This is a genomic window from Pseudomonas sp. AM14(2022), from assembly GCF_036346455.1.
Lineage (GTDB): Bacteria > Pseudomonadota > Gammaproteobacteria > Pseudomonadales > Pseudomonadaceae > Aquipseudomonas > Aquipseudomonas putida_A.
In genome coordinates this window covers 692,123-717,816 of sequence record NZ_JAOTNY010000001.1, presented here as the reverse complement: position 1 = coordinate 717,816, position 25,694 = coordinate 692,123, and the positions used below count along the sequence as shown (strand labels likewise).

30 protein-coding genes and 1 pseudogene are annotated in these 25,694 nt (G+C 55.7%); 13 read left to right on the top strand and 18 right to left on the bottom strand.

The annotated features are described in order from the left end of the window. Positions 1–59 precede the first annotated feature (59 nt). From V3W27_RS03420 to V3W27_RS03405, 4 genes are all read left to right on the top strand, one after another. Positions 60–1,055: an ArsR/SmtB family transcription factor gene (locus V3W27_RS03420; protein WP_330205908.1), complete on the top strand. Its 996-nt coding sequence runs from the start codon at positions 60–62 to the stop codon at positions 1,053–1,055. 18 nt (positions 1,056–1,073) lie between these two features. Further along, positions 1,074–2,264: a methionine adenosyltransferase gene (gene metK, locus V3W27_RS03415; protein WP_027610621.1), complete on the top strand. Its 1,191-nt coding sequence runs from the start codon at positions 1,074–1,076 to the stop codon at positions 2,262–2,264. A gap of 235 nt (positions 2,265–2,499) precedes the next feature. Further along, positions 2,500–4,176 carry an NAD-dependent DNA ligase LigB gene (gene ligB, locus V3W27_RS03410; RefSeq protein ID WP_330205907.1) on the top strand — a complete coding sequence of 559 codons (1,677 nt, stop codon included), beginning with the start codon at positions 2,500–2,502 and terminating at the stop codon, positions 4,174–4,176. A gap of 95 nt (positions 4,177–4,271) precedes the next feature. Next, positions 4,272–4,667, top strand: a complete 396-nt coding sequence (locus V3W27_RS03405; protein WP_007961884.1) for a DUF1090 domain-containing protein — start codon at positions 4,272–4,274, stop codon at positions 4,665–4,667. A gap of 126 nt (positions 4,668–4,793) precedes the next feature. Here V3W27_RS03405 and V3W27_RS03400 read toward each other — a convergent pair whose 3' ends face one another. Next, complete coding sequence (locus V3W27_RS03400; RefSeq protein WP_027610619.1) at positions 4,794–5,243, bottom strand: c-type cytochrome; 450 nt, start codon at positions 5,241–5,243, stop codon at positions 4,794–4,796. A gap of 128 nt (positions 5,244–5,371) precedes the next feature. Here V3W27_RS03400 and mltA point away from each other — a divergent pair, with 128 nt between their 5' ends. Then, positions 5,372–6,556: a murein transglycosylase A gene (gene mltA, locus V3W27_RS03395; protein WP_330205906.1), complete on the top strand. Its 1,185-nt coding sequence runs from the start codon at positions 5,372–5,374 to the stop codon at positions 6,554–6,556. A gap of 141 nt (positions 6,557–6,697) precedes the next feature. Here the strand turns inward: mltA and V3W27_RS03390 are convergent, their stop codons facing one another. Both V3W27_RS03390 and V3W27_RS03385 read right to left on the bottom strand, forming a co-directional pair. After that, positions 6,698–7,081 carry an MAPEG family protein gene (locus tag V3W27_RS03390; protein WP_027610617.1) on the bottom strand — a complete coding sequence of 128 codons (384 nt, stop codon included), beginning with the start codon at positions 7,079–7,081 and terminating at the stop codon, positions 6,698–6,700. Positions 7,082–7,120: 39 nt separating this feature from the next. Continuing rightward, positions 7,121–7,954: an EamA family transporter gene (locus V3W27_RS03385; protein ID WP_330205905.1), complete on the bottom strand. Its 834-nt coding sequence runs from the start codon at positions 7,952–7,954 to the stop codon at positions 7,121–7,123. A gap of 155 nt (positions 7,955–8,109) precedes the next feature. On the opposite strand from V3W27_RS03385, the pseudogene V3W27_RS03380 reads away from it, so the two are divergent. Continuing rightward, positions 8,110–8,970 (top strand): annotated as a pseudogene (locus tag V3W27_RS03380) (cation:proton antiporter); the annotation flags it as partial. Between the two features lie 477 nt (positions 8,971–9,447). On the opposite strand, the gene V3W27_RS03375 reads toward V3W27_RS03380, so the two are convergent. The 5 genes from V3W27_RS03375 to arsN2 form a co-directional block, all read right to left on the bottom strand. Next, the gene (locus tag V3W27_RS03375; protein ID WP_083375586.1) at positions 9,448–10,575 is read right to left on the bottom strand and encodes a hypothetical protein; all 1,128 of its coding nucleotides are present in this window, start codon (positions 10,573–10,575) and stop codon (positions 9,448–9,450) included. Then, positions 10,559–11,203 carry a Cap15 family CBASS effector gene (locus tag V3W27_RS03370; protein WP_020309472.1) on the bottom strand — a complete coding sequence of 215 codons (645 nt, stop codon included), beginning with the start codon at positions 11,201–11,203 and terminating at the stop codon, positions 10,559–10,561. The genes V3W27_RS03375 and V3W27_RS03370 overlap by 17 nt, the downstream gene beginning before the upstream one ends. 304 nt (positions 11,204–11,507) lie before the next feature. Next, positions 11,508–11,762, bottom strand: a complete 255-nt coding sequence (locus V3W27_RS03365; protein ID WP_025857575.1) for a hypothetical protein — start codon at positions 11,760–11,762, stop codon at positions 11,508–11,510. 1,310 nt (positions 11,763–13,072) lie between these two features. Further along, complete coding sequence (locus V3W27_RS03360; RefSeq protein ID WP_038443869.1) at positions 13,073–13,441, bottom strand: hypothetical protein; 369 nt, start codon at positions 13,439–13,441, stop codon at positions 13,073–13,075. Positions 13,442–13,513: 72 nt separating this feature from the next. Continuing rightward, positions 13,514–13,966 (bottom strand): arsenic resistance N-acetyltransferase ArsN2, encoded by a 453-nt coding sequence (gene arsN2, locus V3W27_RS03355; RefSeq protein ID WP_253278522.1) that lies wholly within the window; start codon positions 13,964–13,966, stop codon positions 13,514–13,516. A gap of 140 nt (positions 13,967–14,106) precedes the next feature. Between arsN2 and V3W27_RS03350 the strand changes: the two genes are divergently transcribed. Genes V3W27_RS03350 through V3W27_RS03320 form a run of 7 tightly spaced genes read left to right on the top strand, consistent with a single transcriptional unit; the run spans position 14,107 to position 18,992 of the window. Continuing rightward, entirely contained in the window at positions 14,107–14,529 is a 423-nt protein-coding gene (locus V3W27_RS03350; RefSeq protein WP_053177964.1) for an arsenate reductase ArsC, read from the top strand. Further along, positions 14,526–14,882, top strand: a complete 357-nt coding sequence (locus tag V3W27_RS03345; RefSeq protein WP_078733314.1) for a metalloregulator ArsR/SmtB family transcription factor — start codon at positions 14,526–14,528, stop codon at positions 14,880–14,882. The genes V3W27_RS03350 and V3W27_RS03345 overlap by 4 nt, the downstream gene beginning before the upstream one ends. A 24-nt stretch (positions 14,883–14,906) precedes the next feature. After that, positions 14,907–16,190 carry an arsenic transporter gene (locus tag V3W27_RS03340; protein WP_017844876.1) on the top strand — a complete coding sequence of 428 codons (1,284 nt, stop codon included), beginning with the start codon at positions 14,907–14,909 and terminating at the stop codon, positions 16,188–16,190. A gap of 16 nt (positions 16,191–16,206) precedes the next feature. Further along, entirely contained in the window at positions 16,207–16,677 is a 471-nt protein-coding gene (locus V3W27_RS03335; RefSeq protein ID WP_003395039.1) for an arsenate reductase ArsC, read from the top strand. Positions 16,678–16,724: 47 nt separating this feature from the next. Beyond that, positions 16,725–17,438: an arsenical resistance protein ArsH gene (arsH, locus tag V3W27_RS03330; RefSeq protein ID WP_096143209.1), complete on the top strand. Its 714-nt coding sequence runs from the start codon at positions 16,725–16,727 to the stop codon at positions 17,436–17,438. Between the two features lie 20 nt (positions 17,439–17,458). Further along, entirely contained in the window at positions 17,459–17,881 is a 423-nt protein-coding gene (arsC, locus tag V3W27_RS03325; RefSeq protein WP_007247287.1) for an arsenate reductase (glutaredoxin), read from the top strand. 37 nt (positions 17,882–17,918) lie between these two features. Next, the gene (locus tag V3W27_RS03320) at positions 17,919–18,992 is read left to right on the top strand and encodes an ArsO family NAD(P)H-dependent flavin-containing monooxygenase (RefSeq protein ID WP_330205904.1); all 1,074 of its coding nucleotides are present in this window, start codon (positions 17,919–17,921) and stop codon (positions 18,990–18,992) included. 26 nt (positions 18,993–19,018) lie between these two features. Here the strand turns inward: V3W27_RS03320 and V3W27_RS03315 are convergent, their stop codons facing one another. From V3W27_RS03315 to V3W27_RS03270, 10 genes are all read right to left on the bottom strand, one after another. Next, positions 19,019–19,570 carry an arsinothricin resistance N-acetyltransferase ArsN1 family B gene (locus V3W27_RS03315; RefSeq protein WP_177121871.1) on the bottom strand — a complete coding sequence of 184 codons (552 nt, stop codon included), beginning with the start codon at positions 19,568–19,570 and terminating at the stop codon, positions 19,019–19,021. Between the two features lie 20 nt (positions 19,571–19,590). Continuing rightward, positions 19,591–19,917, bottom strand: coding sequence for a DMT family transporter (locus tag V3W27_RS03310; protein ID WP_204937129.1), 327 nt, complete (start codon positions 19,915–19,917; stop codon positions 19,591–19,593). A 127-nt stretch (positions 19,918–20,044) separates the two neighbouring features. After that, positions 20,045–20,470: an EamA family transporter gene (locus tag V3W27_RS03305; protein WP_122727953.1), complete on the bottom strand. Its 426-nt coding sequence runs from the start codon at positions 20,468–20,470 to the stop codon at positions 20,045–20,047. Positions 20,471–20,579: 109 nt separating this feature from the next. Beyond that, complete coding sequence (ppa, locus tag V3W27_RS03300) at positions 20,580–21,110, bottom strand: inorganic diphosphatase (RefSeq protein WP_007247306.1); 531 nt, start codon at positions 21,108–21,110, stop codon at positions 20,580–20,582. Positions 21,111–21,466: 356 nt separating this feature from the next. Continuing rightward, positions 21,467–22,750 carry a phosphopyruvate hydratase gene (gene eno, locus V3W27_RS03295; protein WP_007247307.1) on the bottom strand — a complete coding sequence of 428 codons (1,284 nt, stop codon included), beginning with the start codon at positions 22,748–22,750 and terminating at the stop codon, positions 21,467–21,469. A gap of 73 nt (positions 22,751–22,823) precedes the next feature. Next, entirely contained in the window at positions 22,824–23,165 is a 342-nt protein-coding gene (locus tag V3W27_RS03290) for a hypothetical protein (protein WP_032639677.1), read from the bottom strand. A 103-nt stretch (positions 23,166–23,268) separates the two neighbouring features. Beyond that, entirely contained in the window at positions 23,269–23,535 is a 267-nt protein-coding gene (locus V3W27_RS03285) for a hypothetical protein (protein WP_007247309.1), read from the bottom strand. Positions 23,536–23,576: 41 nt separating this feature from the next. Further along, on the bottom strand, positions 23,577–23,900 hold the full coding sequence (locus V3W27_RS03280; protein WP_007247310.1) for a DUF190 domain-containing protein: 324 nt from the start codon (positions 23,898–23,900) through the stop codon (positions 23,577–23,579). An 83-nt stretch (positions 23,901–23,983) separates the two neighbouring features. Further along, on the bottom strand, positions 23,984–24,349 hold the full coding sequence (locus V3W27_RS03275) for a hypothetical protein (protein ID WP_007247311.1): 366 nt from the start codon (positions 24,347–24,349) through the stop codon (positions 23,984–23,986). Beyond that, positions 24,346–25,692: a voltage-gated chloride channel family protein gene (locus V3W27_RS03270; RefSeq protein WP_330205903.1), complete on the bottom strand. Its 1,347-nt coding sequence runs from the start codon at positions 25,690–25,692 to the stop codon at positions 24,346–24,348. Before V3W27_RS03270 ends, V3W27_RS03275 begins: the two co-directional genes overlap by 4 nt. Positions 25,693–25,694 lie beyond the last annotated feature (2 nt).

Here is a 25,694-nt window from a genome sequence, read left to right as displayed (position 1 = left end):
TCAAAACTTTTTGATATTGCCCTTGCGGCGATTTCCCACCGTCACTAGACTGCTGCCCCATGAACTTACGCGTGCCTTCCATTCGCCATGACGACTGCGACGAGCTGGCGGCCCTGTGCAAGGCCGGTGGCGACCCACTGCGCCTGAATGTATTGCGCGCGCTGGCCAACGACTCGTTCGGCGTACTGGAGCTGGCGCAGATTTTCGGCATCGGTCAGTCCGGCATGAGCCACCACCTAAAAGTGCTGGCCCAGGCCGATCTGGTGGCGACACGCCGTGAAGGTAACGCGATTTTCTATCGCCGCGCCCTGCCCCACACCGAATTGCTGGGCGGCAAGTTGCACGCCGCATTGTTAGAAGAAGTCGACAATCTGGCGCTGCCGGACGACGTGCAGACGCGCATCGCCCAGGTCCACGGACAACGCGAAGCCGCCAGTCAGGACTTCTTCACCCGGGTTGCGGAGAAATTCCGCGCCCAGCAAGACTTGATCGCAGGCCTGCCGCAGTACCGTGACAGTGTGCTGGCCCTGCTCGACAAACTGAACTTCAATGGTGCTGCCACGGCCATTGAAGTCGGCCCCGGCGATGGTGCTTTCCTGCCGGAACTGGCCCGCCGCTTCGGCACCGTAACCGCGCTGGACAACAGCCCGGCGATGCTCGAACTGGCGCGTCAGGTATGTGAACGTGAACGGCTGGCTAACGTCAGCCTGCAATTGGCCGATGCATTGAATGGCACCAGCCTTCAGGCCGATTGCGTGGTACTGAACATGGTGTTGCACCATTTCGCCGCGCCGGCCGAAGCGCTCAAGCACATGGCCGGCCTGCTGCAACCGGGCGGTAGCCTGCTCGTGACAGAGTTATGTAGCCACAACCAGAGTTGGGCCAGGGAGGCCTGCGGTGATCTGTGGTTGGGGTTTGAACAGGACGATTTGGCCCGTTGGGCCACCGCTGCGGGACTCGTTCCCGGGGAAAGCCTCTATGTAGGCTTACGTAATGGTTTCCAGATCCAGGTTCGCCACTTTCAGCGACCGGCTGGCGACACTCACCATCGGTAAATTCAGGAAAACATCGAGATGAGCGAATACTCCCTCTTCACCTCCGAGTCCGTGTCTGAAGGACATCCGGACAAAATCGCCGACCAGATTTCCGATGCGGTGCTGGACGCCATTATTGCCCAGGACAAACACGCACGTGTGGCCGTGGAAACTCTGGTCAAGACCGGCGTTGCCATCGTTGCCGGTGAAGTGACCACCAGCGCCTGGGTTGACCTGGAGCAGATCGTTCGTGACGTGATCTGCGACATCGGCTACACCAGTTCCGAAGTCGGCTTCGACGGCGCGACCTGCGGCGTGATGAACATCATCGGCAAGCAGTCCCCTGACATCAACCAGGGTGTTGACCGTGCCAAGCCTGAAGATCAGGGCGCCGGCGACCAGGGCCTGATGTTCGGCTACGCCAGCAACGAAACCGACGTGCTGATGCCAGCGCCGATCACTTTCTCGCACCAGTTGGTACAGCGCCAGGCCGAAGCCCGCAAATCGGGTCTGCTGCCGTGGCTGCGTCCGGACGCCAAGTCGCAAGTGACTTGCCGTTACGAAGGCGGCAAGGTGGTCGGTATCGACGCCGTTGTTCTGTCGACCCAGCACAACCCTGAAGTGTCCTACAAAGACCTGCGCGAAGGCGTGATGGAGCTGATCGTCAAGCACGTGCTGCCTGCAGAACTGCTGAGCAAAGACACCCAGTTCCACATCAACCCGACCGGCCAGTTCATCATTGGCGGCCCGGTAGGTGACTGCGGTCTGACCGGTCGCAAGATCATCGTCGACAGCTACGGCGGCATGGCCCGTCACGGCGGTGGCGCGTTCTCCGGTAAAGATCCATCGAAGGTTGACCGTTCGGCTGCCTACGCTGGCCGTTATGTTGCCAAGAACATCGTCGCTGCCGGCCTGGCCGAGCGTTGCGAGATTCAGGTGTCCTACGCCATCGGTGTCGCTCAGCCGACTTCGATCTCGCTGAACACCTTCGGTACCGGCAAGATCAGCGATGACAAGATCATCAAACTGGTGCGTGAAGTGTTCGACCTGCGTCCATACGCAATCACCACCATGCTGGATCTGCTGCACCCGATGTACCAGGAAACTGCAGCCTACGGCCACTTCGGTCGTGCTCCGCAGACCAAGACTGTTGGCGAAGACACCTTCTCCACCTTCACCTGGGAAAAAACCGACCGCGCCGACGCTCTGCGTTCCGCTGCTGGTCTGTAAGCCCTCCCCGGCTGCAAAAAAAGCCCCGCACGGTTCACGCCGTGCGGGGCTTTTTCATGCCTGAAATACCCTTCCAATATCAATAAAGAGCCCTGTGGGAGCGGGCTTGCCCGCGAAGAGGCCGGCCCATGCGCCCCCTGTATGGGCACGGAAACACGATGCAAAACACCCACCCGGTGCCTCTCTGAATCCTCGCCTAGCCTTAAAGCATTCCCCCTGAGCAAGGACGCTCAAAATGCTTGTCACGCTGCGCCTGTTTTCAGTTCTTTTGCTGAGTTTCACCCCTCTGATCGCCCATGCAGCCTGCCCCGACTGGCCATTCGGCAAAGCGCAAGTTGAAATCTCCGCCCTGCAAAAACAGATCGACCAATGGGACGACGCCTACCACCGCCAAGGCCGCTCGCTGATTGCCGACGAGCTCTACGATCAATCGCGCCTGCGGCTCATCGAATGGCGCCAGTGCTTCCAGCAGCCCCCAGCGCCCGAACCGTCGCGCAGCGCGACTGGCTCCGTCGCGCATCCAATCGCCCACACCGGTCTGGACAAGCTTCACCAAGCCGCCGCCGTTCAAGCATGGTTAAAGGATCGGCAGGATGTCTGGGTACAACCCAAGGTCGATGGTGTGGCGGTCACGCTGATTTACCGTCGCGGCCTGTTGCAGCAGGCGATCAGTCGCGGCGACGGGATCAGCGGTCAGGACTGGACAGCGTCGGCGCAAAAGATCGCTGCCATTCCGCAACAACTGACCCAACCGCTGGACCTGCTGGTGCAGGGCGAGCTCTATTGGCGCCTGAATCAGCATGTGCAAGCCAGCGCCGGCAGCGTCAACGCCCGCGCCACCGTTGCCGGGCTGATGAGCCGTAAAATCTTGAGCGCAGAACAGGCGTCCGGGATCGGTTTGTTCGTCTGGGACTGGCCGCAGGGGCCGGCGAGTCTGCCCGAAAGAATGTCGACGTTGGAGACATTGGGTTTCGCCACGACGGCGCCATTCAGTCAGGCCATCGCCAACCTTGAAGAGGCGCAGCAGTGGCGTGAGCACTGGTATCGATCGCCCCTGCCCTTCGCCACCGACGGCATTGTCTTGCGCCAGAGCCAGCGCCCACCGGCTGAGCGCTGGCAGGCGAGCGCGCCCTACTGGGCCGTCGCCTGGAAATACCCGTTTTCCCGAGCGCTGGCCGAGGTGCGCAAAGTGAATTTCAAAGTCGGCCGCAGCGGACGCATCACCCCGGTATTGGAGTTGTCGCCGGTGATGCTCGATGACCGCGAGATCAGACGCGTCAGTGCCGGTTCACTCAAGCGCTGGCAGGCGCTGGATATCCGCCCCGGCGATCAAGTGGCAATCAGCCTGGCCGGGTTGACGATTCCACGACTCGACAGTGTGGTGTTGCGCACCACCGAACGGGCCGCCCTCGACATTCCCGACACGCGCGACTTCCACGCCTTGAGCTGCTGGCAACCGACACCCGGTTGCGAAAGCCAGTTTCTCGCGCGCCTGACCTGGCTCAGTGGCAAGCAGGGGCTGGCGCTGCAGAATGTCGGGCGCGGCACCTGGGAGAAACTTCTGGAAACAGGCCGCCTGAACAACCTGCTGGATTGGTTGACCCTCGACGAGCCAGAGCTTGCTAACATTGCCGGCTTCGGCGAACGCAGCAGCACACGTCTGATCAACAGTTTTCACAGCGCCCGCCAACGGCCGTTCACCCAGTGGCTCAAAGCATTGGGTTTACCGCCGACGGGGCAGGCACAACTGGCCGACTCGTGGCAGGCGCTGGCACAACGCGACACCGAACAATGGCAGGCAGAAGCCGGAATCGGCCCGGGCCGCGCGGCGCAATTGAGCGCATTCTTCCGCGACCCGCAGGTGCTGGCCCTGAGTGACACATTACGCGCCGCCGGAATCGACGGTTTCTGATCACGCAATCCCCCGGCAGCCGGGAACCCAAGGGCCGTCAGACGCTCAAACAGCGCAGTGCCCCCGACCCGACTGCCTTTGCACATGGAGCTTTTATGAAATTTCTTGCACCGCTTGCCTTGCTGACTCTCTGTGGCGTTCTGGCCGCGCCTGTGATGGCTGACGAAGATGCACCGGGCCTGACCGGTTGCGCCGCGAAGAAGCAGGGCATCATCAATCAGCTCGAGCAGGCGAAATCCCGGGGCAACACCGATCAGCAGGCCGGTCTGCAAACCGCTCTGGATGAAGTGACGAAGAACTGCACCGATGCTGGCCTGAAGAAAGAACGCGAAAACAAGGTGCTGGAAGCCAAGCACGAAGTGAGCAAGCGTCAGGCGGATCTCGACAAGGCGATGAAGAAAGGCGATCCGGAGAAGATCAACAAGCGCAAGGATAAGCTCGCCGAGTCGCGCAAAGAACTGCAGGACGCGCTGGACCAGATCGACAAGTAACCGTTAATGCGGGGAATTTGATGCCCTCTTCGCGAGCAAGCCCGCTCCCACATTTGATTTGTGAACGACACAGATCCAGTGTGGGAGCGGGCTTGCTCGCGAAGGCGTCAGCTCAAACAACAGAAATCAATGATCGCGAAACTCTTTATGGCAAGCGCTGCAGGCATCCTCAACTTTCTGCACCGCTGGCCCGAGGTTACTGGCCTTGTACGGCTGAACCTTGCTGGCGATCACCAGTTCACCGGTGGCCGCCTCAAGGTTACGGGCCAATTCCTGAAAGCGGGCCTGACGCAGCCAGACATCGTCCTTGGCGCTGGTGTGATCTTCTTCACGCACCTGCGGGAAATGCTTCCACGGTTCATGCGACAACGCATCAAGCTTCACCGCGCCTTCGGCGAATTTCGGCCCGTCGAACGGAATGCGTCCGCGCAACATGCCACCCAGGTCTTCGCCGGTCTTGAGCATCTGTTTGAAGATCGCCTTGCGTTGCCCCAGCGGAGAATTCGGATCGACGCCGCCACAGGCGGACAAGGTCAGACAGGCCAGCAATACAACAGAAATTCTTTTAAGAGTCATGGTGGCTTCAGGTCACGGAATTCGGCGGCCAGTATCCTCGCGTCGCCGACAAACACCAATAGCCCTATTAAAAATACGGGTTGCCGGAGCGCATGGAGCACTTGGGCAACCGGCACAGGAATCACTCCATGAACAGCCGTTTCAAGGCCTGGCGTCACCCACTGATCGCAACCCTGCCACTGCTGGCAATCCTTGCCGGCTGCACCGGTGGCGACACTGCCAAACCGAAAACCCATGCCTTGGCCACTTATTCCAGCGCCACTTGGGAAGCCTTGCCGGCGGTGTCCGACAGCGATCTGGTCGCCGGTTTCGGTTCATGGCGCAGCGCCTGCACCCGACTCAAGGCTGATCCGGTCTGGGGCGGCACCTGCGCGGCAGCCGCCAACGTGCCGCAAAGCGCCAACGAGATTCGCGCGTTCCTCAAGCAGAACCTCGACGTGTTCGGACTGCGCGCCGAGCATGACAACCCCAACGGTCTGATCACCGGTTACTACGAACCGGTCTACCCCGGCAGCCTGACACCCACCGACGTGGCGAATGTGCCGGTGTACGGCGTGCCGGAAGACATGATCATCGTCTCGCTGGACAGCATTTACCCGGAACTGAAGGGCAAGCGCCTGCGTGGCCGTCTCGAAGGCCGGGTACTGAAGCCTTACGACGACGCGGCGACCATCGAATCCAAAGGCGTCAAAGCGCCGGTAGTGGCGTACCTGACCGATCCGATGAACCTGCAGTTTTTGCAGATTCAGGGTTCCGGGCGGATTCAGACACCGGACGGCAAACAACTGCGCATCGCCTACGCCGACCAGAACGGCCATCCGTACCGGCCGATCGGGCGCTGGCTGGTCGAGCAAGGCGAGCTGAAGAAAGAAGACGTGACCATGAGCGCGATCAGCAACTGGGCCAAGGCCAATCCGTCGCGCATCCCGGAACTGCTGGGCAGCAACCCGAGCTACGTGTTCTTCACCCGCAACCCGGACAGCAACGAAGGCCCACGCGGCTCGCTCAATGTGCCGCTGACCGCCGGCTACAGCGCAGCGGTGGATCGCAAGGTGATTCCGTTGGGCAGCCTGCTGTGGCTGTCGACCACCCGCCCGGACGGCAGCGCTTTGGTTCGCCCGGTCGCGGCGCAGGACACCGGTGGCGCGATTGCCGGCGAGGTGCGTGCGGATCTGTTCTGGGGCACCGGCGATGCTGCCGGGCAACTGGCCGGGGACATGAAACAGCAGGGACAGATCTGGATGCTCTGGCCTAAAGGTGTGGCGTTGCCGCAAGTGCCTCAAGTCGCCGATACGGTGAAGGACAAACCTTGAGCGCCTCGGCGCCTAAGCTATCGCCCTTCGCGAGCAAGCCCGCTCCCACAGGGTTCTTTGGTGTACACAGGATTTGTGCTCGCCATTGATACCTGTGGGAGCGGGCTTGCTCGCGAAGAGGCCGGCAGCAACACCCGAGATTCAGACCGACACAAAGAAGAACGCAGCAATCAGCCCCATCCCGACAAACCACACCAGCGACCGCAAGATCGCCCAATCCGCCAGGTAGCAGATGATGTACAGCAGGCGACTGGTGATAAACAGCACCGCCAGCACATTCACCGTCACCAGCTGCGCCGTGCCCACCAGATGCGCAACAATCACTGCGGCAGCAAATGCCGGCATCACCTCGAAGCTGTTCAACTGCGCCGCATGCGCCCGTCGGGCGACGCCGCCCACGCTATCGAGAAAATCCCGAGGATCATGATTGTCACTGAGCCTGAAACCGCCTGAGACCTTGGCCACGATCGTGCACACATACGGCAGGAAAATCGCGATCAATACACACCACAGAGCCACCGTCATAACGCCGTCCTTTTTTCGAGTGTTGGAAATGGCGGGCGGTCAGAACTTCATCACCAGCATGCCGATCAGCACCAGCCCACAGGCTAAGAGCCGCGGCCTGCCGAAAGGTTCTTTCAAGTACCGCATGCCGAACAGCACCACCAGAATCACGCTGATCTCACGCAATGCCGCCGCTTCGGCAATCGAGCCCAACTGCATCGCCCACAGCACCAGAGCGTAGCTGAACAACACGCAGAACCCGACCGCCAGGCCCAGCTTCCATTGCTCGCGCCAGAACACCATAAACGCCGGGCGTTTCGCCACCCACGCCAGCAACGGAAACGGCCAGGCGCTGAACAGCGTGACCCAGACCAGGTAATCCAGTGGATGCGACCAGCGCCGCAAGGCCTGACCATCGATGTAGGTGTAGCAACCGATGCACAAGCCGATCAGCGCCACCACCGGTAGCATCGACCAAGGGAGATGTTTGCCACCGCCGCCCTGCCAAAGCAGGCAGGCCATGCCCAGTGGAATCAGCATGATCCCGAAGATCTGCTGCGCAGTGAGCACTTCGCCGGCGAAGATCAGGGTCAGCGCCAGCACCACCAGCGGCGACAAGCCGCGCATCAGCGGATAGACCAACCCGAGGTCGCCGACCCGATAGGCTTGAATCAGCAGATAGCGATACAGCAACTCGAACGCCGCGGAAGCCAGAATCCACGGCCAGATGTCCAGCGGCGGCAAGCTGATAAAGGGTGACACCAGCGCCACAAACAGCAGCGCCACCGTGTCCATGCACGCCACCACCAGCAGCCGTTCGGCACTGAACTTGATCAGGGTATTCCACGTCGCATGCAACAGCGCCGCCATTAACACCAGAACTGTCGCCGCCACGTCCCACTCCTTGATTTTTTTGTTGACCCTACACCAATGTCTGCGGCTGACCAACCGAGGGGGCATGATTGTGTCCCCACCCCGAAACAGCCCATCCAACCTTTGCACCGAAGAATCGGGGCGCTGTCTTTCCACCCCCATCCAATGGAGCCCGGATGCTAGAACTTGTCGCCGCTTTTATCTGCCTCACCACCCTTCTCACCTTCGTCAATTACCGCTTCATCGGCCTGCCGCCGACTATCGGCGTGATGGTCACCGCGCTGATGTTCTCCCTGTTGCTGCAAGGCCTGAGCGTGCTCGGCTATCCCGGCCTCGAAGAACGCGTGCAGCAACTGATCGGCCAGATTGACTTCGGCGATCTGCTGATGAACTGGATGCTGTCGTTCCTGCTGTTCGCTGGCGCCCTGCACGTCAACCTCAACGACCTGCGCAGCTACCGCTGGCCCATCGGCCTGTTGGCCACTTTCGGCGTGCTGATTGCCACCGTCGTGATCGGCAGCCTCGCTTTTTACATCTTTGCCCTGTTCGGCTGGCACGTGAGCTTCCTCTACTGCCTGCTGTTCGGCGCGCTGATTTCGCCTACAGACCCGATCGCAGTGCTCGGCGTACTGCGTACCGCCAATGCCTCCAAGCCGCTGAAAACCACCATCGTCGGCGAGTCGCTGTTCAACGACGGCACTGCCGTTGTGGTGTTCACCGTGCTGCTGGGCATCGCCCAACTGGGTGAGACGCCGACCCTCAGCGCCACGGCCATGCTGTTCGTGCACGAAGCCATTGGCGGTGTGCTGTTCGGCGGGCTGATCGGTTATGGGGTGTACCGGATGATCAAGAGCGTCCAGCAGCATCAGATCACGGTGATGCTGACCCTGGCGCTGGTGATCGGCGGTTCGGCGATGGCCACCGAGCTGCACGTCTCGGCGCCGATTGCGATGGTGGTGGCCGGTCTGATCATCGGCAACCTGGGGCGCAACCTGGCGATGAACGACATGACCCGCAAGTACCTCGACGGCTTCTGGGTTTTCCCAAAGGCGCCAAAAAGGCCTGCATCTTTGTCACATTGAAGGGGGCTACGCAGCGCCACTGAAAGCTGAGATACGCCTCTGTTCCTGCCGAGCTATCTATTCTGATCGCTCCCCTTTATCAGAATCCACATCATCAAGACATCAAGTTGTGTGCATACCACCCGCGTCTAGGAGTCAAAACGCTCACCTGTCAGCCTTCCATCGAGCAAGTAATCCTGGTTAGGGTATACGGCAGCCAATTGCCCCCTACCTATATGTTTATATTCATACTCAAGGTGCGAGTCTCAACTTCAGTCAATAGTAAGATTGAAGCTCCTTCACTACTGAAATCTGTGAACGGCGAAAGTGGGACATGTAGTATTCCAGCGAGTGTTGGCACCTTCCGTAGAAAGGCCTAACACCGTCAAAAGCGGTGCTAAAAACTCCTCAAGCAGGTTTAAAGCGTTTTCTAAAATTATCCAATGACTGCCTTTAGAAAATCACCGCGTTGGTCACAGCTACCCTGCTGGCATCCAGCATAGGCTTCTCGGATAAGCTCAGCAGGAAGCTTTGCTCTTTAGCGACCTCCCGAAGGAGGCTGTCCATGGCCACGGAGAGATGCAGCAAGCCGTTAAACTTGTCTTCCGTGTTAAATATAAAGCGAGATCCATCTGGCACTATCAGTCGCCTCGCTTCTTCCTTGTTGTTCCATAAGTAATCCAGATATCTTTGGGTCTCGGCCAATATCGCTAATTCGTAGTAGGCACCAGCGGAGAGGCTATGCATGTTGGCATGGTACATTATTGAGGCAATATCAAAGCTTGAGATTGTTACAGGTTTTCCCTCTGCCTCGAGCTCTGCCTTTATGTTTTTACATAACCTTATTGATTTGCGGAGTCCACCACCCGTGGTTTCACATCGTTCTCGTACCTTTTTGATGTGCAGGAAAGGCCAGTTTTCAATCGTGGTACTTTTATGCGAATCTAGGATAGTGACAGCGCGGTCATGTTTCTGACCAGAGGCTTGGTAAGTGATGGTGTCATGCCAGTGGGAGGGCACGACGTCTACTGGACGTGCTAATGACCCTCCTTGCAATTTGATGGCCTTAGAGCCAGAAGTGTCAATCGTCGCAGCGGGAAACGCATCACGAAGAGCTTTACTAATTTCGCCCCTGCGAGCGGTTAACACCCCAACTGAAGTGCGTGAGGTCGGTGAGCGGTACTGACCCGATGTACTCATGTACCCACGCGCATCATAGGTATGAAAGTCAGCTTCTATTGCTAAAAGATCAACATCACTGACCCCTCGAATATGGACATTCAGTGGTACTGATCCCTGTAGCTCAAATTCGAGATTACCGCTTGTCCTCTTCGACAACTGGTTGCTAACCCGTTCTGCGGTTTCGATGCTGATGCGGGTGTAGGTAGGATCTACCTCCTGCATCGCTCCTAAAGCAAAAGTTGTATTCGGCTTGTCTTTAACCCTATGTTCCCACGCTTCTTTTGTGAGGCTTCGGTTTACGATGAAATCCTTCGCATCCATTGCGATTACAGAGGATCTATCTAGCCCTGAGCGTCTAGAGCGTAGACGGTTAATTCGATCATTAATTGACGTGCTCATTCTTTCTCCTCAGCTCTATTCGCCCATAGGTGGGCCGACCGTAACCGTTAAAATAGTCACCCTGTGCGCTATCTAATAACTTGGTAAATAATAGATTTGCACTGCCAACGTGTCCTCGAAGCTCAGGCTCGCCGGGATTAGGATCATTCTGATAGTTATAAAGAAGGCGGTATCCGTCAGCCTCATCGTGAACCAAGGCCGCAGTGATACTGTTTGAGCCCGATTGGTGAGTCTTCAAGCGCACTCTGATCTTGTCCCAGGTTTGACAGATATATACATCTGCTTCCCAACTGCGAATCGGATTTCCTCCGATGTCCAGTGTCGTTCCAGTGCAGTGCCACTCTCCCGACAGGTCAGGGACTTTTAGATATTTGACTGCCCAACGCCATTTCCAAACCGTCTTATTGAATAAAGCGTATAGCAAGGCAAAGACTATACCTGCGCCAATTAGCGACAGGGCTGTCGGTGGAAGATTTACAGGCAGATTATACTTTTTAGCCAAATCTTCAGCTGATAGCAGCAAAAAAACCGCAATGCCGGAAATCGCGCTTGCTAGTAGTGTCAGATACCTGCCAATCAAAGCTCGATTAACCCCGCCCAATAGGCTGTATTCATGATCGTGAATCATCAAAAGCGACCTTCAATAGACTTAATGCCGGGAATCCAATCAACTTTAACGAGGGGCAGCAGCAAAGCTGCCCGCGCCCGATGAGACTTTAAAAACTACTGGGTATGACATACCGAGGAGCACGTCCGGCATCCGTTCGATTGCCGGTAGGTGTTGCGAGCCTGGCGAACAGCGGTCACACAGGTGGTGTGATAGCCAAGATCAAGGCGGTTATGGAGTGCCGGCAAATAGATGCACGTACTGGTATGCACCTCGTGGTCACCATTGGTCTGTGCATTGCGGTTCACGAAATACTGAGCCATTTTTACTCACCCCGCTCTTTGTTCGATTGGGCAAGTACCGAGGCCGCTAGGGTCTTGGTGGTGGCGTTGTACTTGTTGCTATCGAGGACATGACTGGCTTTAGTCTCCATATCGGCACCGGTTTGCTTGCCGGTCGAAGCTTGAGCCATGGCCGAACCTGCCAATTCCTTCTGGATGGCCGAGGAGCTATCACTACGCAGGATTTTGGAGGCCAGGCTGGCCACAGGAGACGATGTTTGTTTAGGATTTTTCGGCACGATTAGGTGCTCCTGTATCTAGAAAAAATCGAGTAGGCAGGAGCAACCCTTGAGCGGAAAGCCGAGCTGAATGGTTGACATCCAAAGTCGGTTTTTCTCTAATGCGCGTCCCACCAGTGTCCGCATTGGCTCAGGGATTGGCGGGTATGTGTGCTCGGCGTCCAAACTTCGCACGCATACCCGCTGTGTTCACTGAAACCTAAGCCTCTCGCCAAAAACACAACATGTAGTGCTGTTGTAGAGATGACCTACAAGATAATGGGGTCAAAATGACATTGCAAGGTAACAAGCCTGTGGATAACTTGTGCGCAAATCAGTGGTTGGATCCATTTCGCCCCTGTATGTATGCCCAGCCCTTCTAAATCGCGGGATACGACGTTTCTTCCTTGAAATATTTTGAAATACACTCCTTTCGCATGTCCTGTTCTCTATAGAACAGCCACCCTCAGCGTTTAAAAGTGACAATCCAGTGGCGTCATTTCTTCCTTAGCTCTGGTTTGGTTTTATCCGTCAGCGGGGTATTGCGGGGCTATTTCCTCTGACCTATGATCAGGCTAGGCGGTGATGGTCGCCTGGCGCCTGTTTCGCGAAGCAATAGCCCATCTGTGACACCCTTCAGTTTTACATCGGCATGTCCCTAACCAGACGCTGCCCGGTGAACAGGCAATCGGACACCTAAGCGTCGTTGATTTAGGAACCTTTGCCATGTCTGATTTTTCTCCGCTAAACATCTTCAAATCCCAAGCTAAACAGCTTGCTCGTGATAAGGGCCTGAAGCTTTCTTGTAGTGGTCAGAGCGCTCCACTGCCCGCCAAGCGATGAGTTTTAGCATCGCTCATTCGACGGCAGCAATTTTGAACACAACCTCTTCTCTCGCCGTGCTCGTGGTCTACGCTCAGCAACGGCGCTGTGGATTTTCGAGATGCCTGCGACACAAGAAATGTTCATGGTTGAGCCATCGTTCACCGTGTGGGTAACCAAGGAGACAGTATGACCGATAGACGACCTTTGAATCCAAACGTAACAGTTCCGAAGCCGGGAGGTGGCGTCCAGCCTCGCTCTCGGAATCAAGATGGCCAAGTCCGCGATAAGCGTGATGACGCGGGAAAGCCTAGGAAGAAATAGTCAACCGCGATGAATCGCAGGTTACTCGCGAAAGGGAGTGACCTGTCTCAACGCGCTAGGTGATCGACTCATACCTGAATCCATCGGCAAATGAGGCTTCTCCTGGTTTATCGATTACCTCCTCTGACTTGCGCGCTCCATCCAACTGACTGAGATCATTAGATGGCCTATTGCAGGTGGCAGTCTCAGTTCGTCGCAGTGGTAGTGCCTGGAGCGGGGCCTTCGCTGAACGTGTAGTTGATGACCACGTCATTTCGGATCAAGACGTCGAGAGTTTTCTGGGTGCCCGTAGTCGTCACCTTCATGGTGACCACGTAGCTTTGGGCATGGGCTGAGCCATTGGTGTAGGTGTAGATCCACTTTTCGTCAGTCTCGCTGACAGCACTCTTGGCATAGGGCTCACCAAACAGGGACTTCAACTCAGTAGTCGTCGTTTTGCCTTTGGTGATGCTCGCTACACTGGCCGACGGAAAGTCTCGCCCTGCGGTGTAGTGGGACGTAGCGCAACCGCCAAGTGCGACACAGATCCCCATTACTGCGATGAGCTTTTTCATATCCATCCTTGATCGTAGAAAGTTCCAAATCTAGCTGGCATCGAGGCTAAAAGCCATCACCAAGGTGATCAGCTACTTTCGTGCATTCGCAGATAATGCCTTGCACATGTAGCAAGCCGAGCCAGGGCAAAGCCCCCTGAACTGCTCCGTCTGAGAAATCAGAGGTGGCGCTGAGCCTCGTTGATTTACTGCATAGCCCTGCTGCTCAAAAAATCCTGAAGCAGTTGTTGTCAGCAAATGAAATCGAGCGATTCCCTGCTCGGCAGCTATCGCTTCAATGACCTGAAGCACCGCGATACCGACCCCCTTCGATCTGTATGTCGACACTACGACCAGAGAACGCAACAACCCGTCCGTACCATGGGTTTCGAATCCTCCCCATGCGACCGTCTCACTGTCCAGTGTGAACTCAAAAAAGGTTCGGCCTGGAAGATCAATGTCGTCTGCTGGAAGATCAGCAGATTTCAGCGCATCGCGAAAGCGCTGCCACTGTCCTCCGGCTATTTCCTTTGCCTGGATCATCATATTGCCCTCCATCCTCTCATCTCCTTTATGCCGACACGCATGGAGCGTTAGGGCCATGCCGAAACAGCAGACATCATATTCGCTTTACCGAATATTCGCCAAAGCGTATATTCGATTTTCCATATGTATCGAGTTCCACCATGAGCCCTGCTATCAAAGTGCTTTTCGTGTGCGTTGCCAACTCAGCCCGCTCCCTGCTTGCAGAGGCTTTGCTGCGGCACACCGACCCGCGCTTCGAGGCCTTCAGCGCAGGATCTGAACCGTCTGAGGTTGATCTGCGCACGACTCAAGCATTGGAGGCGGTTGGAGTCGATGCAACGGGCCTGCGCAGCAAGTCCATCAGCGAGTTTCAAGCTGATCGATTTGATTACGTAATCACTCTTTGTGATAAATCCGCAAGCGAATGCCTACCAATGCCCAGCGCAGGTGAAGTCATTGCCTGGGATTTTCCTGACCCAGTAACCAGCGATGATCCTGGCGCATTTCGCCATACGCTCCACGACATCCACGAGCGCATCAAGCTCTTCGTTTTGGTCAAGACCAAACACCTGGAGGATCTATGACAGAACCCATGAACCCCACCACTTTATTCAAGTGCCTGTCGGATGACACCCGAGCAAAAATTTCGCTGCTCGTCGTGAGTGAAGGCGAGTTATGTGTCTGCGAGCTGACAGCCGCTCTTGAGATGAATCAGCCCAAAATTTCTCGTCACTTGGCGCTGCTTCGTTCAGCAGGCTTGCTGATGGATCGTCGCCAGGGTCAGTGGGTGTACTACCGCCTGAATCCCGATTTGCCTGCGTGGGTAACTGCGGTTTTGAAAGAAGTCGTAGACGCCAATCAGCAATGGCTGGAAACCGAGACTAAACGCCTGTGCGGTATGAACGAACGTCCGATCAACCAGGCCGTGTGCAGCTGATTCACGCCCAACCGGATTAACGAAATGCTGATTGCCGTATTGATATTTATCGCCACCATCGTGCTCGTTATCTGGCAGCCCAAGGGGCTCGGAGTTGGTTGGAGTGCCACGTTGGGTGCCATCGTGGCGTTGCTGGCAGGCGTCGTTACTCTTGCAGACATACCCGAGGTCTGGCGCATCGTCTGGAATGCTACCGGGACGTTCATTGCGGTTATCATCATTAGTTTGCTGCTTGATGAAGCTGGTTTTTTCAAGTGGGCTGCGCTGCATGTGGCCCGATGGGGAGGCGGGAGCACCCGCAAGCTGTTCGCATTTATTGTCCTGCTGGGCGCAGCGGTGTCGGCCCTGTTCGCCAATGACGGAGCAGCATTGATCCTCACACCCATTGTGATCGCGATGTTGCTGGCGTTGCGTTTTTCTCCTGCTGCTACGTTGGCATTCGTTATGGCAGCCGGTTTTATCGCCGATACGGCGAGCTTACCGCTGGTGGTTTCCAATCTGGTCAACATCGTTTCTGCCGACTATTTCGATATCGGCTTCAACGAATATGCTTCGATCATGGTGCCGGTAAACATCGTCAGCGTGGCGGCGACATTAGCCATGCTGCTGTGGTTTTTCCGCAAAGATTTACCAAAGACCTATGACCTCAACCAACTGGACAATCCGGACGAGGCAATCCACGACCGGGCCACTTTTGTAGCCGGCTGGTGGGTGCTGGCACTACTCCTGATTGGCTTCTTTGTCATTGAGCCATTGGGGGTGCCAATCAGCGCCATTGCAGCGGTCTGTGCATTCATTCTTTATGTCATCGCGGCTCGTGGTCACGCCATCAACACGAGCAAGGTGCTCAAAGAGGCGCCATGGCAGGTGGTGATTTTTTCTTTGGGTATGTATCTGGTTGTTTATGGCCTGAAGAACGCCGGCCTGACCGATCACATCGCGCAGATCCTGAACGTGTTCGCTGGTTATGGCGTTTGGGGCGCGTCCCTTGGTACAGGGCTGCTAACAGCGTTGCTGTCTTCGATCATGAACAACATGCCCACCGTTCTGGTAGGCGCCTTATCCATTCATGCCGCTGAAGTCGATGGTGTAGTCCAGCAAGCGATGGTTTACGCCAACATCATCGGCTGCGATTTGGGCCCGAAGATCACTCCAATTGGGAGCTTGGCAACTCTGTTGTGGCTGCACGTGCTCGCCCGGAAAAATATAACGATCAGTTGGGGTTACTACTTCAAGACTGGGATCGTGCTGACCGTACCCATCCTCGTCGCCACATTGTCCGCCCTGGCACTGCGCCTCAGTTTCTGAATCAAGGAATCGTCTGATGAAAGTCTTGTTCATGTGCACCCACAACAGCTGCCGCAGCATTCTGTCCGAGGCGCTTTTCAACCACTTGGCGCCCGAGGGTGTAGAAGCAGTCAGCTCAGGAAGCTTTCCCAGTGGCCGGGTGAATCAACGGGCATTGCAAACGCTCGAGGCGGCGGGTATCTCCACGGCGGGTTTGAGCAGCAAGGCTTCGGATGCTTTTGAAGGCTCGCCTCCCGACATCGTGATCACTGTCTGTGACCGGGCTGCGGGTGAGGCATGCCCAATCTTCTTTGGGCCAGCTTTGAAGGCGCATTGGGGTCTGGCCGACCCGTCTGACGCTAGCGGGTCGGAAGCCGAGATCACCGCAGCGTTTGAAACCACACTCGCCAAAATTCACGAGCGCGTGAGCGCATTTCTTGCGCTGCCACTGAAGACCATCAGCGCTGAACAGTTGAAAGCTGAACTGAATCGCATCGGTTCGCTTTAAAGATCAACCGAGGCGGTGCCCAACCTGGCGCCGCCGTAGGAGTTTTTATGCAAGACACATTGCCGAACGTACACGCCGACCTGATCGACATTCCTTCGCTGGAGCAACTATCGCCTCGTACGCCTTCGCTCCATAAACCTCGCATTCTTCTGCTGTATGGATCAACGCGAGAGCGCTCATTCAGCCGGTTAGTCACGCAAGAGGCGGCACGCCTGCTGAATGAGTTTGGTGCTGAAACCAAGATCTTTGACCCATCGGGTCTGCCGCTTCCGGATGACGCTCCCGATACACATCCAAAGGTCGCTGAGCTGCGCGAGTTGATGCAATGGTCTGAGGGACAGGTGTGGTGCTCCCCTGAGCGTCACGGCTCCATGAGCGCAGTATTCAAAGCCCAAATTGACTGGGTTCCGCTGGCGATAGGTGCTGTACGACCTACGCAAGGGAAGACCCTTGCAGTGATGCAGGTCTGCGGTGGCTCGCAATCTTTCAACGTGGTCAATCAGCTGCGCGTACTGGGCCGATGGATGCGGATGTTCACCATCCCAAACCAATCTTCGGTGGCCAAGGCATTTACCGAGTTCGACGAGGCAGGTCGTATGAAGCCGTCCTCGTACTACGACCGACTCGTGGACGTGATGGAAGAACTGATGAAGTTCACCCTGCTGCTGCGGGATCGCCAGGATTATTTGGTTGATCGGTACTCCGAGCGTAAAGAGTCCGCCGAAGAGCTTTCCAAGCGCGTCAACCAGCGTTCCATCTAACGTCAGCACGAGGAAGCGATATGAGCCAGATCACGATCTATCACAACCCCGAATGCGGCACCTCTCGCAACACCTTGGAGTTGATCCGTAACAGCGGGGAAGAACCGACGGTTATCGAGTACCTGAAGAACCCGCCTGATCGCACCACACTTGTCAGACTCATTGAGGATATGGGTATCGGGGTGCGGGCTCTTTTGCGTATCAAAGGCACTCCGTACGAAGAGCTAGGATTGGGCGATGCATCACTGACGAACGAACAGCTCATCGATGCCATGATGGCTCACCCTATCCTGATCAATCGCCCCATCGTCGTGACGCCTTTGGGGACGCGTTTGTGTCGTCCGTCAGAAGCTGTGCTCGATTTGTTACCGCAAGAGCAGCGTGGGAGTTTCGTCAAAGAGGACGGCCAAGTGGTCATTGATGAGCACGGTCGCAGAGTCTGATACGACGACGGTGAGGTGCCGCGATTGAGCCTGGAGGATGCTGGTGAGTCAGAATTCGAAACTTGATGTTGTGGTCATTGGCGGTGGTCAATCCGCGCTGACAGTCGCCTATTTTTTGAAGCGGTCAGGCTTGTCTTACGTGCTGCTCGATGCGGAGTCGGCACCAGGAGGAGCCTGGCGGCATGGCTGGGATTCGTTGCGACTCTTCTCTCCATCGGCATGGAGCTCGATTGCAGGCTGGCCGATGCCTGCCGTATCAGAAGAAACACCTCACCGTGATGATGTTATCGACTATCTGACTCTGTACGAGCGTCGATATGACTTCCCCATCATCCGATCCACCAGGGTGACCCGTGTCGAGAAAATCGAAGAAGGATTACGGGTTGTCTCCGGGGATAGAAACTGGGATGCCAAAGCGGTTATCAGTGCAACAGGCACCTGGAGCCGCCCATTTACTCCGAGCTATCCCGGACAGGAGTTGTTCGTAGGGCAGCAGCTTCATTCCGCTCATTACGTTGGGCCGGATGAGTTTGAGGGGAAAACCGTCCTTGTCGTGGGTGGTGGCAACTCGGGAGCCCAGATTTACGCCGAGGTTTCTAAAGTGGCTCAGGCAACCTGGGTGACTCAAGAGGCTCCAAAGTTTCTACCTGATGAGGTTGATGGGCGTGCCCTGTTCGAACGAGCTACTGCTCGATTGAAGGCGCAACAGGAAGGTGTGGAGCCTGAACAACCCGCTGGGGGGCTGGGCGACATCGTAATGGTGCCATCGGTGAAGGACGCTCGTGAACGTGGTGTATTGAGCGCTGTACGGCCATTCACGCACTTCACTTCAACAGGCGTTGTCTGGTCATCAGGAGACGAAACAGCGGTGGATGTCGTCATCTGGTGCACTGGGTTTTCTCCAGCGCTCGACCACCTGAACAGCCTGGGCATTGTAGGCCAGGATGGCAAAGTGGCTGTGAACGAAAACCGGAGTGTTGCTTCACCCAATCTGTGGCTGGTGGGTTACGGCGATTGGACGGGGCTCGCCTCTGCGACATTGATCGGAGTAACCCGCACCGCTCGAGATGTAGTCAAGCAAGTGCAAAGCTATCTCAAAAGCGAAGTCTGATCGCTCGCGAGGCAAAACGAGTACACCTACTGTGGTGTGACTGCAAGCTCAGGGAAGAGAATCGGCTCCGACGGAGGAGTCGCTTGGCAGAGCCCGAGTCGCCAGTAGCCGACGTCGTGCCAATTTCCAAGCTTGAAGCCTACCTCCGGATATGTGCCTATGTGCACGAATCCCAGCGACTCATGCAGTCTCACGCTGCCTTCATTGGGCTGCGCGATTCCAGCGTAAGCGGCGCGAAACCGCTGTTTCTCAAGTATTGGAAGTAGAGTCTCGTAGAGTTCGCGGCCAACACCCTGGCGGCGAGCTGATTCAGCTATGTACACCGTCACGTCAACAGCCCATCGGTAGGCTGCACGTACGCGATGCTGGCTTGCGTATGCATATCCCTTGATCTCACCACTTTCTTCAGCCACAAGGTAGGGATATGTCTGGAGTGTCGTCGCTATCCGCTGAGCAATCTCCTCAACGGTTGGCGGGGTCTCTTCGAATGAGATCGCCGTGTTCGAAACTATGGGGGCATAAATGCGCTGGATGGCTTCTGCATCTGATGCCACTGCCGTACGAATTTTCAAAGCCATAGGGTCATCCCTGATTCAATTTAGTGATTCTCTGCGGCGAGAAATTTCAGCCCGACAATCCCGGCCAAAATGAGAAAGAAGCAGAAGATTCGCATTGCACTGCGATCTTCGCCCAGTATGGTAATCCCATAGACAGCTGTACCCAGCGCACCGATCCCAACCCACACCGCGTAGGCCGTACCGACAGGAATAGTGCGCGTGGCCAGTGACAACAGATACATGCTTAGGCAAATGAACACTGCACAAAAGATGCTTGGCCACAATCGAGTAAACGCGTCAGTTCGCGGCATCGCGGCTGCATAGAAAATCTCACAAACACCGGCGAGCAACAAAAAAATCCATCCCACAAAAACCATCCTTACTGAAATTATGTCCTGGTCTGTCTGGCGAACCGCAAGCATCCAAAGATGCTCTAAGAAGTGAATGCCATTTTCGTGCCTATTGGTTCAAAACGTTGAATGCCTGAGAATCTAGTCAGGGTTTCTTGGCAATGACCAGCAGACCGACCACGATCAGGCCTGCACCGGCGATCATGCGCAACGTGATGACCTCTCGAAGCACCAGACCGGCGAGCAGCATGGCAACGACCACGCTACCTTTATCTATCAGTGCCACCGTGGCGACATCCCCTACCTTCAGAGCCTTGTAGTAAAAGATCCACGACAAGGCAGTGGTCACTCCAGACAAGCCAAGCCAAGACAGATTCCGGCTCGTGATGTTGGCCACTTCTTGCGTCGGAACGGCCCATGCCGCGAATAAGAGTACAAAAGCACACACGAACAAGGTACGGATTGTCAGACCAAGCTCGCCTGAGATACCTGCGAGGCCCATCTTGGCGATCACAGACGTGAACCCGGCAAAAAACATTGAGATGAAGGCATAAGCCATCCATTTTTCCATGCGTGTGTTCCCCAGGACATTTGATGTTCCGAACGACTGAGAGGCCAATCACAAGTCACTTGCCCCTCAGTACCTACTCCCGGCTAACGTATTCAATCTGGCGTAAGACCTATGTGGGGGTATACGCAGCTACTGACTTGCGAATCTCTTCCCGCGCTTCATCTGCGCTCCCCCAACGGCCCATCTTCACCCACTTACCCGGCTCCAATGCCTTGTAGTTTTCGAAGAAGTGTTGGATCTGCGCGAGCAGTAATGCAGGGAGGTCTGAGCACTCCTTGACGTCGTTGTACATAGAGCTGAGTTTGTCATGAGGCACAGCGATGACCTTGGCATCCGCTCCAGCTTCGTCCGTCATGTACATCACACCAACCGGGCGACTACGAATGACAACGCCAGGTGATACCGGGTAAGGACAAATCACCAAAACGTCAAGAGGATCGCCGTCATCGCTCAGCGTGTTTGGAATGAACCCGTAGTTGGCCGGGTAGAACATCGGCGTGCTGAGGAAGCGGTCAACGAAGATCTGTCCGCTTGGCTTGTCCACCTCGTACTTGATCGGCGAGTGGTTTGCAGGAATCTCGATAACAGTGAAGAAGTCATCGGGAATCGCGTTACCAGCTGGAATGTCCGTGTAGCTCATGCTCATATCTCCAAGCGACTATGAAAGGCAAAGGCCGCTGACTTTTTTGCCAACGGATACACGTGATTCGATTTTTTACGCTAACCAACCAACAGATTTACCGGCTATAGGACGGATAACCTTCTAATCGCATCCAAGTCAGCCCAAGGTTGCGAAAATTGCGAGCTGACCTCCGCACAGCCAAAGCCATGGGCGAAAGGTTGATTACTCAACGTCTCGGGCTGCTGCGCGGCGCACTTTCGACAAATGACAATTCCGCTCTGGATTCTCCATCTCTTGTTCCATTCGACTAGCCTCTCGGACGGGGTCATTACGTCTCTCTCGTTTCAATCTGCTTGGCCTCAAATCGGTGGGTATCACCGCACAAATGCATCATGTCCTGCATAAATGGCACGGCTTCCCAGGTGCTCTTCTATTCGCAGAAACTGATTGTATTTCTCGACCCGCTCCCCCCGGCATGGAGCACCTGTCTTGAGATGGCCAGTGCCCATGGCGACTGTCAGATCAGCGATGAAGCTGTCCACGGTCTCCCCACTTCGATGAGAAACCATTGCTCCCCAATTTGCCCCGTATGCCATTTCAATGGCGGCTTTGGTCTCTGTCAGAGTTCCGATTTGATTGGGTTTAATCAGTACAGCGTTGGCAACCTTTTCGGTAATTCCTCGCTGAATCCGTTCGACGTTGGTGACAAACAGGTCATCTCCCACCAGCTCTATCCGGTCACCCAGCGCCGCATTCAATAGCTTCCACCCCGACCAATCATCTTCCGCGAGTCCATCTTCCAGTACCGCAATCGGGTACTTGTCGACCCATGAGGAATAGAGGCTAATCAGCTCTTGGGCATCGACCTTGCGATTTTCCGAGCGCAAATGGTAAAGGCCGTTTTCAAAGAAACCGCTTGATGCTGGATCGATAGCGATCTCAATCTGAGAACCAGGTGTGTAGCCGGCCCTTTCAATCGCCTTAATGATCAGCTCGATAGCATCTGAGTTTTTCTTGAGTGCCGGCGCAAAGCCGCCCTCATCTCCAACTGCAGTGGAGTAGCCCGCGTCCTTGAGTACCGATTTCAGTTCGTGATAAACCTCTGCTCCCCATCGTAAGGCTTCCTTGAAGCAGCCTGCGCCTGTAGGTGCAATCATGAATTCCTGAAAGTCAGGCCCTTGCCAATTGGCATGCACTCCGCCATTGAGGATATTGAACATCGGCACGGGCATTCTTGCGGCCTGGTCGCCGCCAAGGTACTGGAACAACGGCAGGTTCATGGCAGAAGCGGCTGCCCTGGCAACGGCCAGGCTGACGCCCAAGATAGCGTTTCCTCCGAGCCTGGATTTATCAGCGGTTCCATCCAGCTTAATCATCAGATGATCTACCTGTTCCTGATCAGTTGCATCCTGGCCTATCAGGGACTCAAGTATCTCGGTATTCACATTGCTTACGGCCTTCAACACTCCTTTGCCGGCATACCGCTGGATATCTTGGTCACGCAACTCGACTGCTTCGTGAACGCCTGTAGACGCACCGGATGGAACCGATGCCCGACCCCGAGCTCCGGATTCCAATGTGACGTCGACTTCTACGGTTGGATTACCGCGTGAGTCGAGAATTTCACGAGCATGAATAGCCTGGATTTGCGTTTTCATTGATCTTCTCCAAGGAACGATTCGGGAACGTCATTAACCATGCGAATACGTTGAGAGGTCTCTGGGTCGAACGTCAGCTCTCGCTGAGTATCCTGAACAGCTGGACTGTCGCCACCGCAATTGCGGGAACCAAGAAACCTCCAATAATTAGTTCAGGAATCTCCCCAACCAAGGGCATGAACTGCCCTCCCTTTGCCATCTGGAAAAGCTCCAGCATTTGGTTGGAGGCAACCATCACAGAGCAGCAGTACGCAGTCTGGGCTTGTAGCCTGGCCCGTCTTTGAATTAGCAGATAAAAGGTCAGCAACGACACTCCAACGCTTACGACGAAAAGCGCGGCGAATTCATAGACGGATCCTGTAAAAAACCTGCCCATCACAAGCCCAAATACGATGCTTGGCATCACTGCGCTCATGTGGTCTCCCATTTCTCTAAAGTGGTTTTGATGAGCCGACGTCGGTGAGCTCCAATTCGCAAGCTCATTTTTGGATTGCCCACCACCGTCGTGCTCGTAACGTTCAACGTTGCTGTGCTCTCAGCTCGTAGCCAGGTACACAGGTCTGAGCCACATCGGCCTTGCAGGATTTCTCACTGGGCATACGCATCGTCACCAACGCGCCCTCAAGCTGGGATACGACGTACCAGCCATCGCTCGATACGCGCTGGCTACCCGCAATGCCCGCCAGAAAAAGTGACCAAAAAACCAGACCCACGATGAGGTGCCTATTGTCACGGGCCCAGTTAGCAGGAGCTGGCTGTGGACGGAGGTTATAAACTCGATACATGGCGCTCATCCTTTTTTGTTGGTTGCCCAAAACGGGATTTTTTAGTTTTTCGCCTGGCCCACTCGACCGTATTCGATGGGCAATTTGATATAGCTCAGTGAAAACGACTCCTTGGCCAATGCCTCCAGCAACCTGTCGCACCCAATTTCATCAGTGGATATAGTCACCGTGACGGGATGATCGGCACCGCTGAGGAAATGCGCCGTATGCAAATGCCCCAAATGATCTAGCCCCTCCGTACCGCTCACCAGCGTTGCTCCCAGAACACCTTGTCGCTTGGCGAAGTCGACCAGCCACTCCCCCAGTGGAAGGTGCTGGTAGTTGGTACTCTGTTCAGTGAAAAACGTCAGTTGAAAGCCGTTCATGGCAACATCCTCTAATGTGGCGAGAGCGACCAACGCCTGGTCGCCCATGCCTCTTCATTTGCGAACTGTTTCTTCGAACTGAATTACAAGGCCTCACTGAGCGGTAATTCGCATAAGAGAAGAACTGCTCGTACCTTGCGCAACTCGTCAGCGTGGTCGCGCAGGAACGTGCGCAGCTTGCCCTCTGTATCCAGCAATTCCAGACACTGGGGATGACGCATATCACCAAGCTCCGGGTGATGATGGGAAATGCGATGGCCCGGCAAATAGCCTGCAGAAATCGGTTTGAGCATGACCTGCTCAATCTTGGCTTTTTGGGCCACTTTAAGTAGATGCTGGGCAAGCGCGGGCGCACTCAGGTGATGCCAGAAATTAGTCACTCGAGCCCTACTAGCACCAGGAAAATAGAGCTGCAAAGCTGTCAGGCGATCTTGGTGATGTTCAATCATTTCTCTTCCCCCACAAGAGTCACTTTCCGCTCGCTGGCGGATTCACTTTGAGCATGAAATTGCTTGATATCAGAGAGCCGGATTTCCTCCGGAAGAGGACGGTGATGCTTGCTGTGGCCGACGCGCTGGGCGTGATAGATCCCGGTGTGTCCGGATACGAGGTAACTTGCGATACAGGCAATGGCTGCAAGCGGAGCAATTTCGGGCCCGAAGAGCTCCATGGCCATAACGATGGTTGCCAGTGGCGTATTAGCTGCACCGGCAAAGACGGCGACAAAGCCGATACCAGCCAGCATGCCGAAGGGAAGGTGCAAGAGGGGAGCCAGCGCATTCCCCAAGGTGGCACCGATGTAAAACAGCGGTGTCACTTCACCGCCTTTGAATCCAGTGCCCAAGGAGACAACGGTGAACACCATCTTTCCAAGCCAATCCCAAGGGGCCATTGGCATTTGAAAGGATTGGACGATGCTCGGAATGCCTAGCCCGATGTACTTATCAACGTCGATGTAATGGTTACTACCGAGCGCCCACACCGCGACTGCGATCAGCAGGCCGCCGGCGAAGGGTCTTAATGGTGAATAGGTGATAAGCCGCTTAACGAAGGCTCCGAGCTTGTGGGTCGCTGTCGCGAATAGCAGGCCGGTAAGACCAAAGACAATCCCAGCTGCCACCACAGCCATGACGCTCCACAGCTGCACCGGAACCACTTCGCCAATGACGTAATGCGTGTGAACCACTCCCCAGGCTTGCCCCACCTGGTCAGCAACGATTGCGGCAACCACACAAGGGAACAGCGCGTCGTAACGCATACGTCCAATGGCCAATACTTCAAGTCCGAACAAAGCTCCCGCGAGAGGTGTGCCGAAGACGGACGCAAAGCCAGCACTGATACCGGCCATGAGAATCACCCGACGATCTTCGCGGCGTAGCCTGAAGATACGCGTCAGTTGATCGGCAAGAGCACCGCCCATTTGCACAGCCGTACCCTCACGTCCCACAGATGCACCGAAGAGATGGGAAACCACGGTTCCGATTAGCACCATCGGCACCATGCGCAAAGGCACGATCTTCTTAGGATCATGGATTTCATCGATGATCAGGTTGTTTCCGGCATCAACGGGTTTGCCTATCAAGTGATATGCAAGTCCCACAGCAAAGCCAGCCACTGGCAGGAGCCAGATCACCCAGGGATGGGCTTCTCGCCACTGGGTGGCATGATCCAAAGATAGGAGGAATAACGCAGAAGCAGAACCTGCCAACAAGGCTACAAGACCTGCAAGCGCAAGCCATTTCGCTATATAGGGCAGTAAGTCGAGTTGTTCAGGTCGTCGAAATTTAGACATTT

Bases quoted from the DNA above. Each gene is read 5' to 3' on its own strand.
- V3W27_RS03420 (WP_330205908.1), top strand. From the start codon at position 60: ATGAACTTACGCGTGCCTTCCATTCGCCATGACGACTGCGACGAGCTG.
- metK (WP_027610621.1), top strand. From the start codon at position 1,074: ATGAGCGAATACTCCCTCTTCACCTCCGAGTCCGTGTCTGAAGGACAT.
- ligB (WP_330205907.1), top strand. From the start codon at position 2,500: ATGCTTGTCACGCTGCGCCTGTTTTCAGTTCTTTTGCTGAGTTTCACC.
- V3W27_RS03405 (WP_007961884.1), top strand. From the start codon at position 4,272: ATGAAATTTCTTGCACCGCTTGCCTTGCTGACTCTCTGTGGCGTTCTG.
- V3W27_RS03400 (WP_027610619.1), bottom strand. From the start codon at position 5,243: ATGACTCTTAAAAGAATTTCTGTTGTATTGCTGGCCTGTCTGACCTTG.
- mltA (WP_330205906.1), top strand. From the start codon at position 5,372: ATGAACAGCCGTTTCAAGGCCTGGCGTCACCCACTGATCGCAACCCTG.
- V3W27_RS03390 (WP_027610617.1), bottom strand. From the start codon at position 7,081: ATGACGGTGGCTCTGTGGTGTGTATTGATCGCGATTTTCCTGCCGTAT.
- V3W27_RS03375 (WP_083375586.1), bottom strand. From the start codon at position 10,575: ATGAGCACGTCAATTAATGATCGAATTAACCGTCTACGCTCTAGACGC.
- V3W27_RS03370 (WP_020309472.1), bottom strand. From the start codon at position 11,203: ATGATTCACGATCATGAATACAGCCTATTGGGCGGGGTTAATCGAGCT.
- V3W27_RS03360 (WP_038443869.1), bottom strand. From the start codon at position 13,441: ATGAAAAAGCTCATCGCAGTAATGGGGATCTGTGTCGCACTTGGCGGT.
- arsN2 (WP_253278522.1), bottom strand. From the start codon at position 13,966: ATGATGATCCAGGCAAAGGAAATAGCCGGAGGACAGTGGCAGCGCTTT.
- V3W27_RS03350 (WP_053177964.1), top strand. From the start codon at position 14,107: ATGAGCCCTGCTATCAAAGTGCTTTTCGTGTGCGTTGCCAACTCAGCC.
- V3W27_RS03345 (WP_078733314.1), top strand. From the start codon at position 14,526: ATGACAGAACCCATGAACCCCACCACTTTATTCAAGTGCCTGTCGGAT.
- V3W27_RS03340 (WP_017844876.1), top strand. From the start codon at position 14,907: ATGCTGATTGCCGTATTGATATTTATCGCCACCATCGTGCTCGTTATC.
- V3W27_RS03335 (WP_003395039.1), top strand. From the start codon at position 16,207: ATGAAAGTCTTGTTCATGTGCACCCACAACAGCTGCCGCAGCATTCTG.
- arsH (WP_096143209.1), top strand. From the start codon at position 16,725: ATGCAAGACACATTGCCGAACGTACACGCCGACCTGATCGACATTCCT.
- arsC (WP_007247287.1), top strand. From the start codon at position 17,459: ATGAGCCAGATCACGATCTATCACAACCCCGAATGCGGCACCTCTCGC.
- V3W27_RS03320 (WP_330205904.1), top strand. From the start codon at position 17,919: ATGCTGGTGAGTCAGAATTCGAAACTTGATGTTGTGGTCATTGGCGGT.
- V3W27_RS03315 (WP_177121871.1), bottom strand. From the start codon at position 19,570: ATGGCTTTGAAAATTCGTACGGCAGTGGCATCAGATGCAGAAGCCATC.
- V3W27_RS03305 (WP_122727953.1), bottom strand. From the start codon at position 20,470: ATGGAAAAATGGATGGCTTATGCCTTCATCTCAATGTTTTTTGCCGGG.
- ppa (WP_007247306.1), bottom strand. From the start codon at position 21,110: ATGAGCTACACGGACATTCCAGCTGGTAACGCGATTCCCGATGACTTC.
- eno (WP_007247307.1), bottom strand. From the start codon at position 22,750: ATGAAAACGCAAATCCAGGCTATTCATGCTCGTGAAATTCTCGACTCA.
- V3W27_RS03290 (WP_032639677.1), bottom strand. From the start codon at position 23,165: ATGAGCGCAGTGATGCCAAGCATCGTATTTGGGCTTGTGATGGGCAGG.
- V3W27_RS03285 (WP_007247309.1), bottom strand. From the start codon at position 23,535: ATGTATCGAGTTTATAACCTCCGTCCACAGCCAGCTCCTGCTAACTGG.
- V3W27_RS03280 (WP_007247310.1), bottom strand. From the start codon at position 23,900: ATGAACGGCTTTCAACTGACGTTTTTCACTGAACAGAGTACCAACTAC.
- V3W27_RS03275 (WP_007247311.1), bottom strand. From the start codon at position 24,349: ATGATTGAACATCACCAAGATCGCCTGACAGCTTTGCAGCTCTATTTT.
- V3W27_RS03270 (WP_330205903.1), bottom strand. From the start codon at position 25,692: ATGTCTAAATTTCGACGACCTGAACAACTCGACTTACTGCCCTATATA.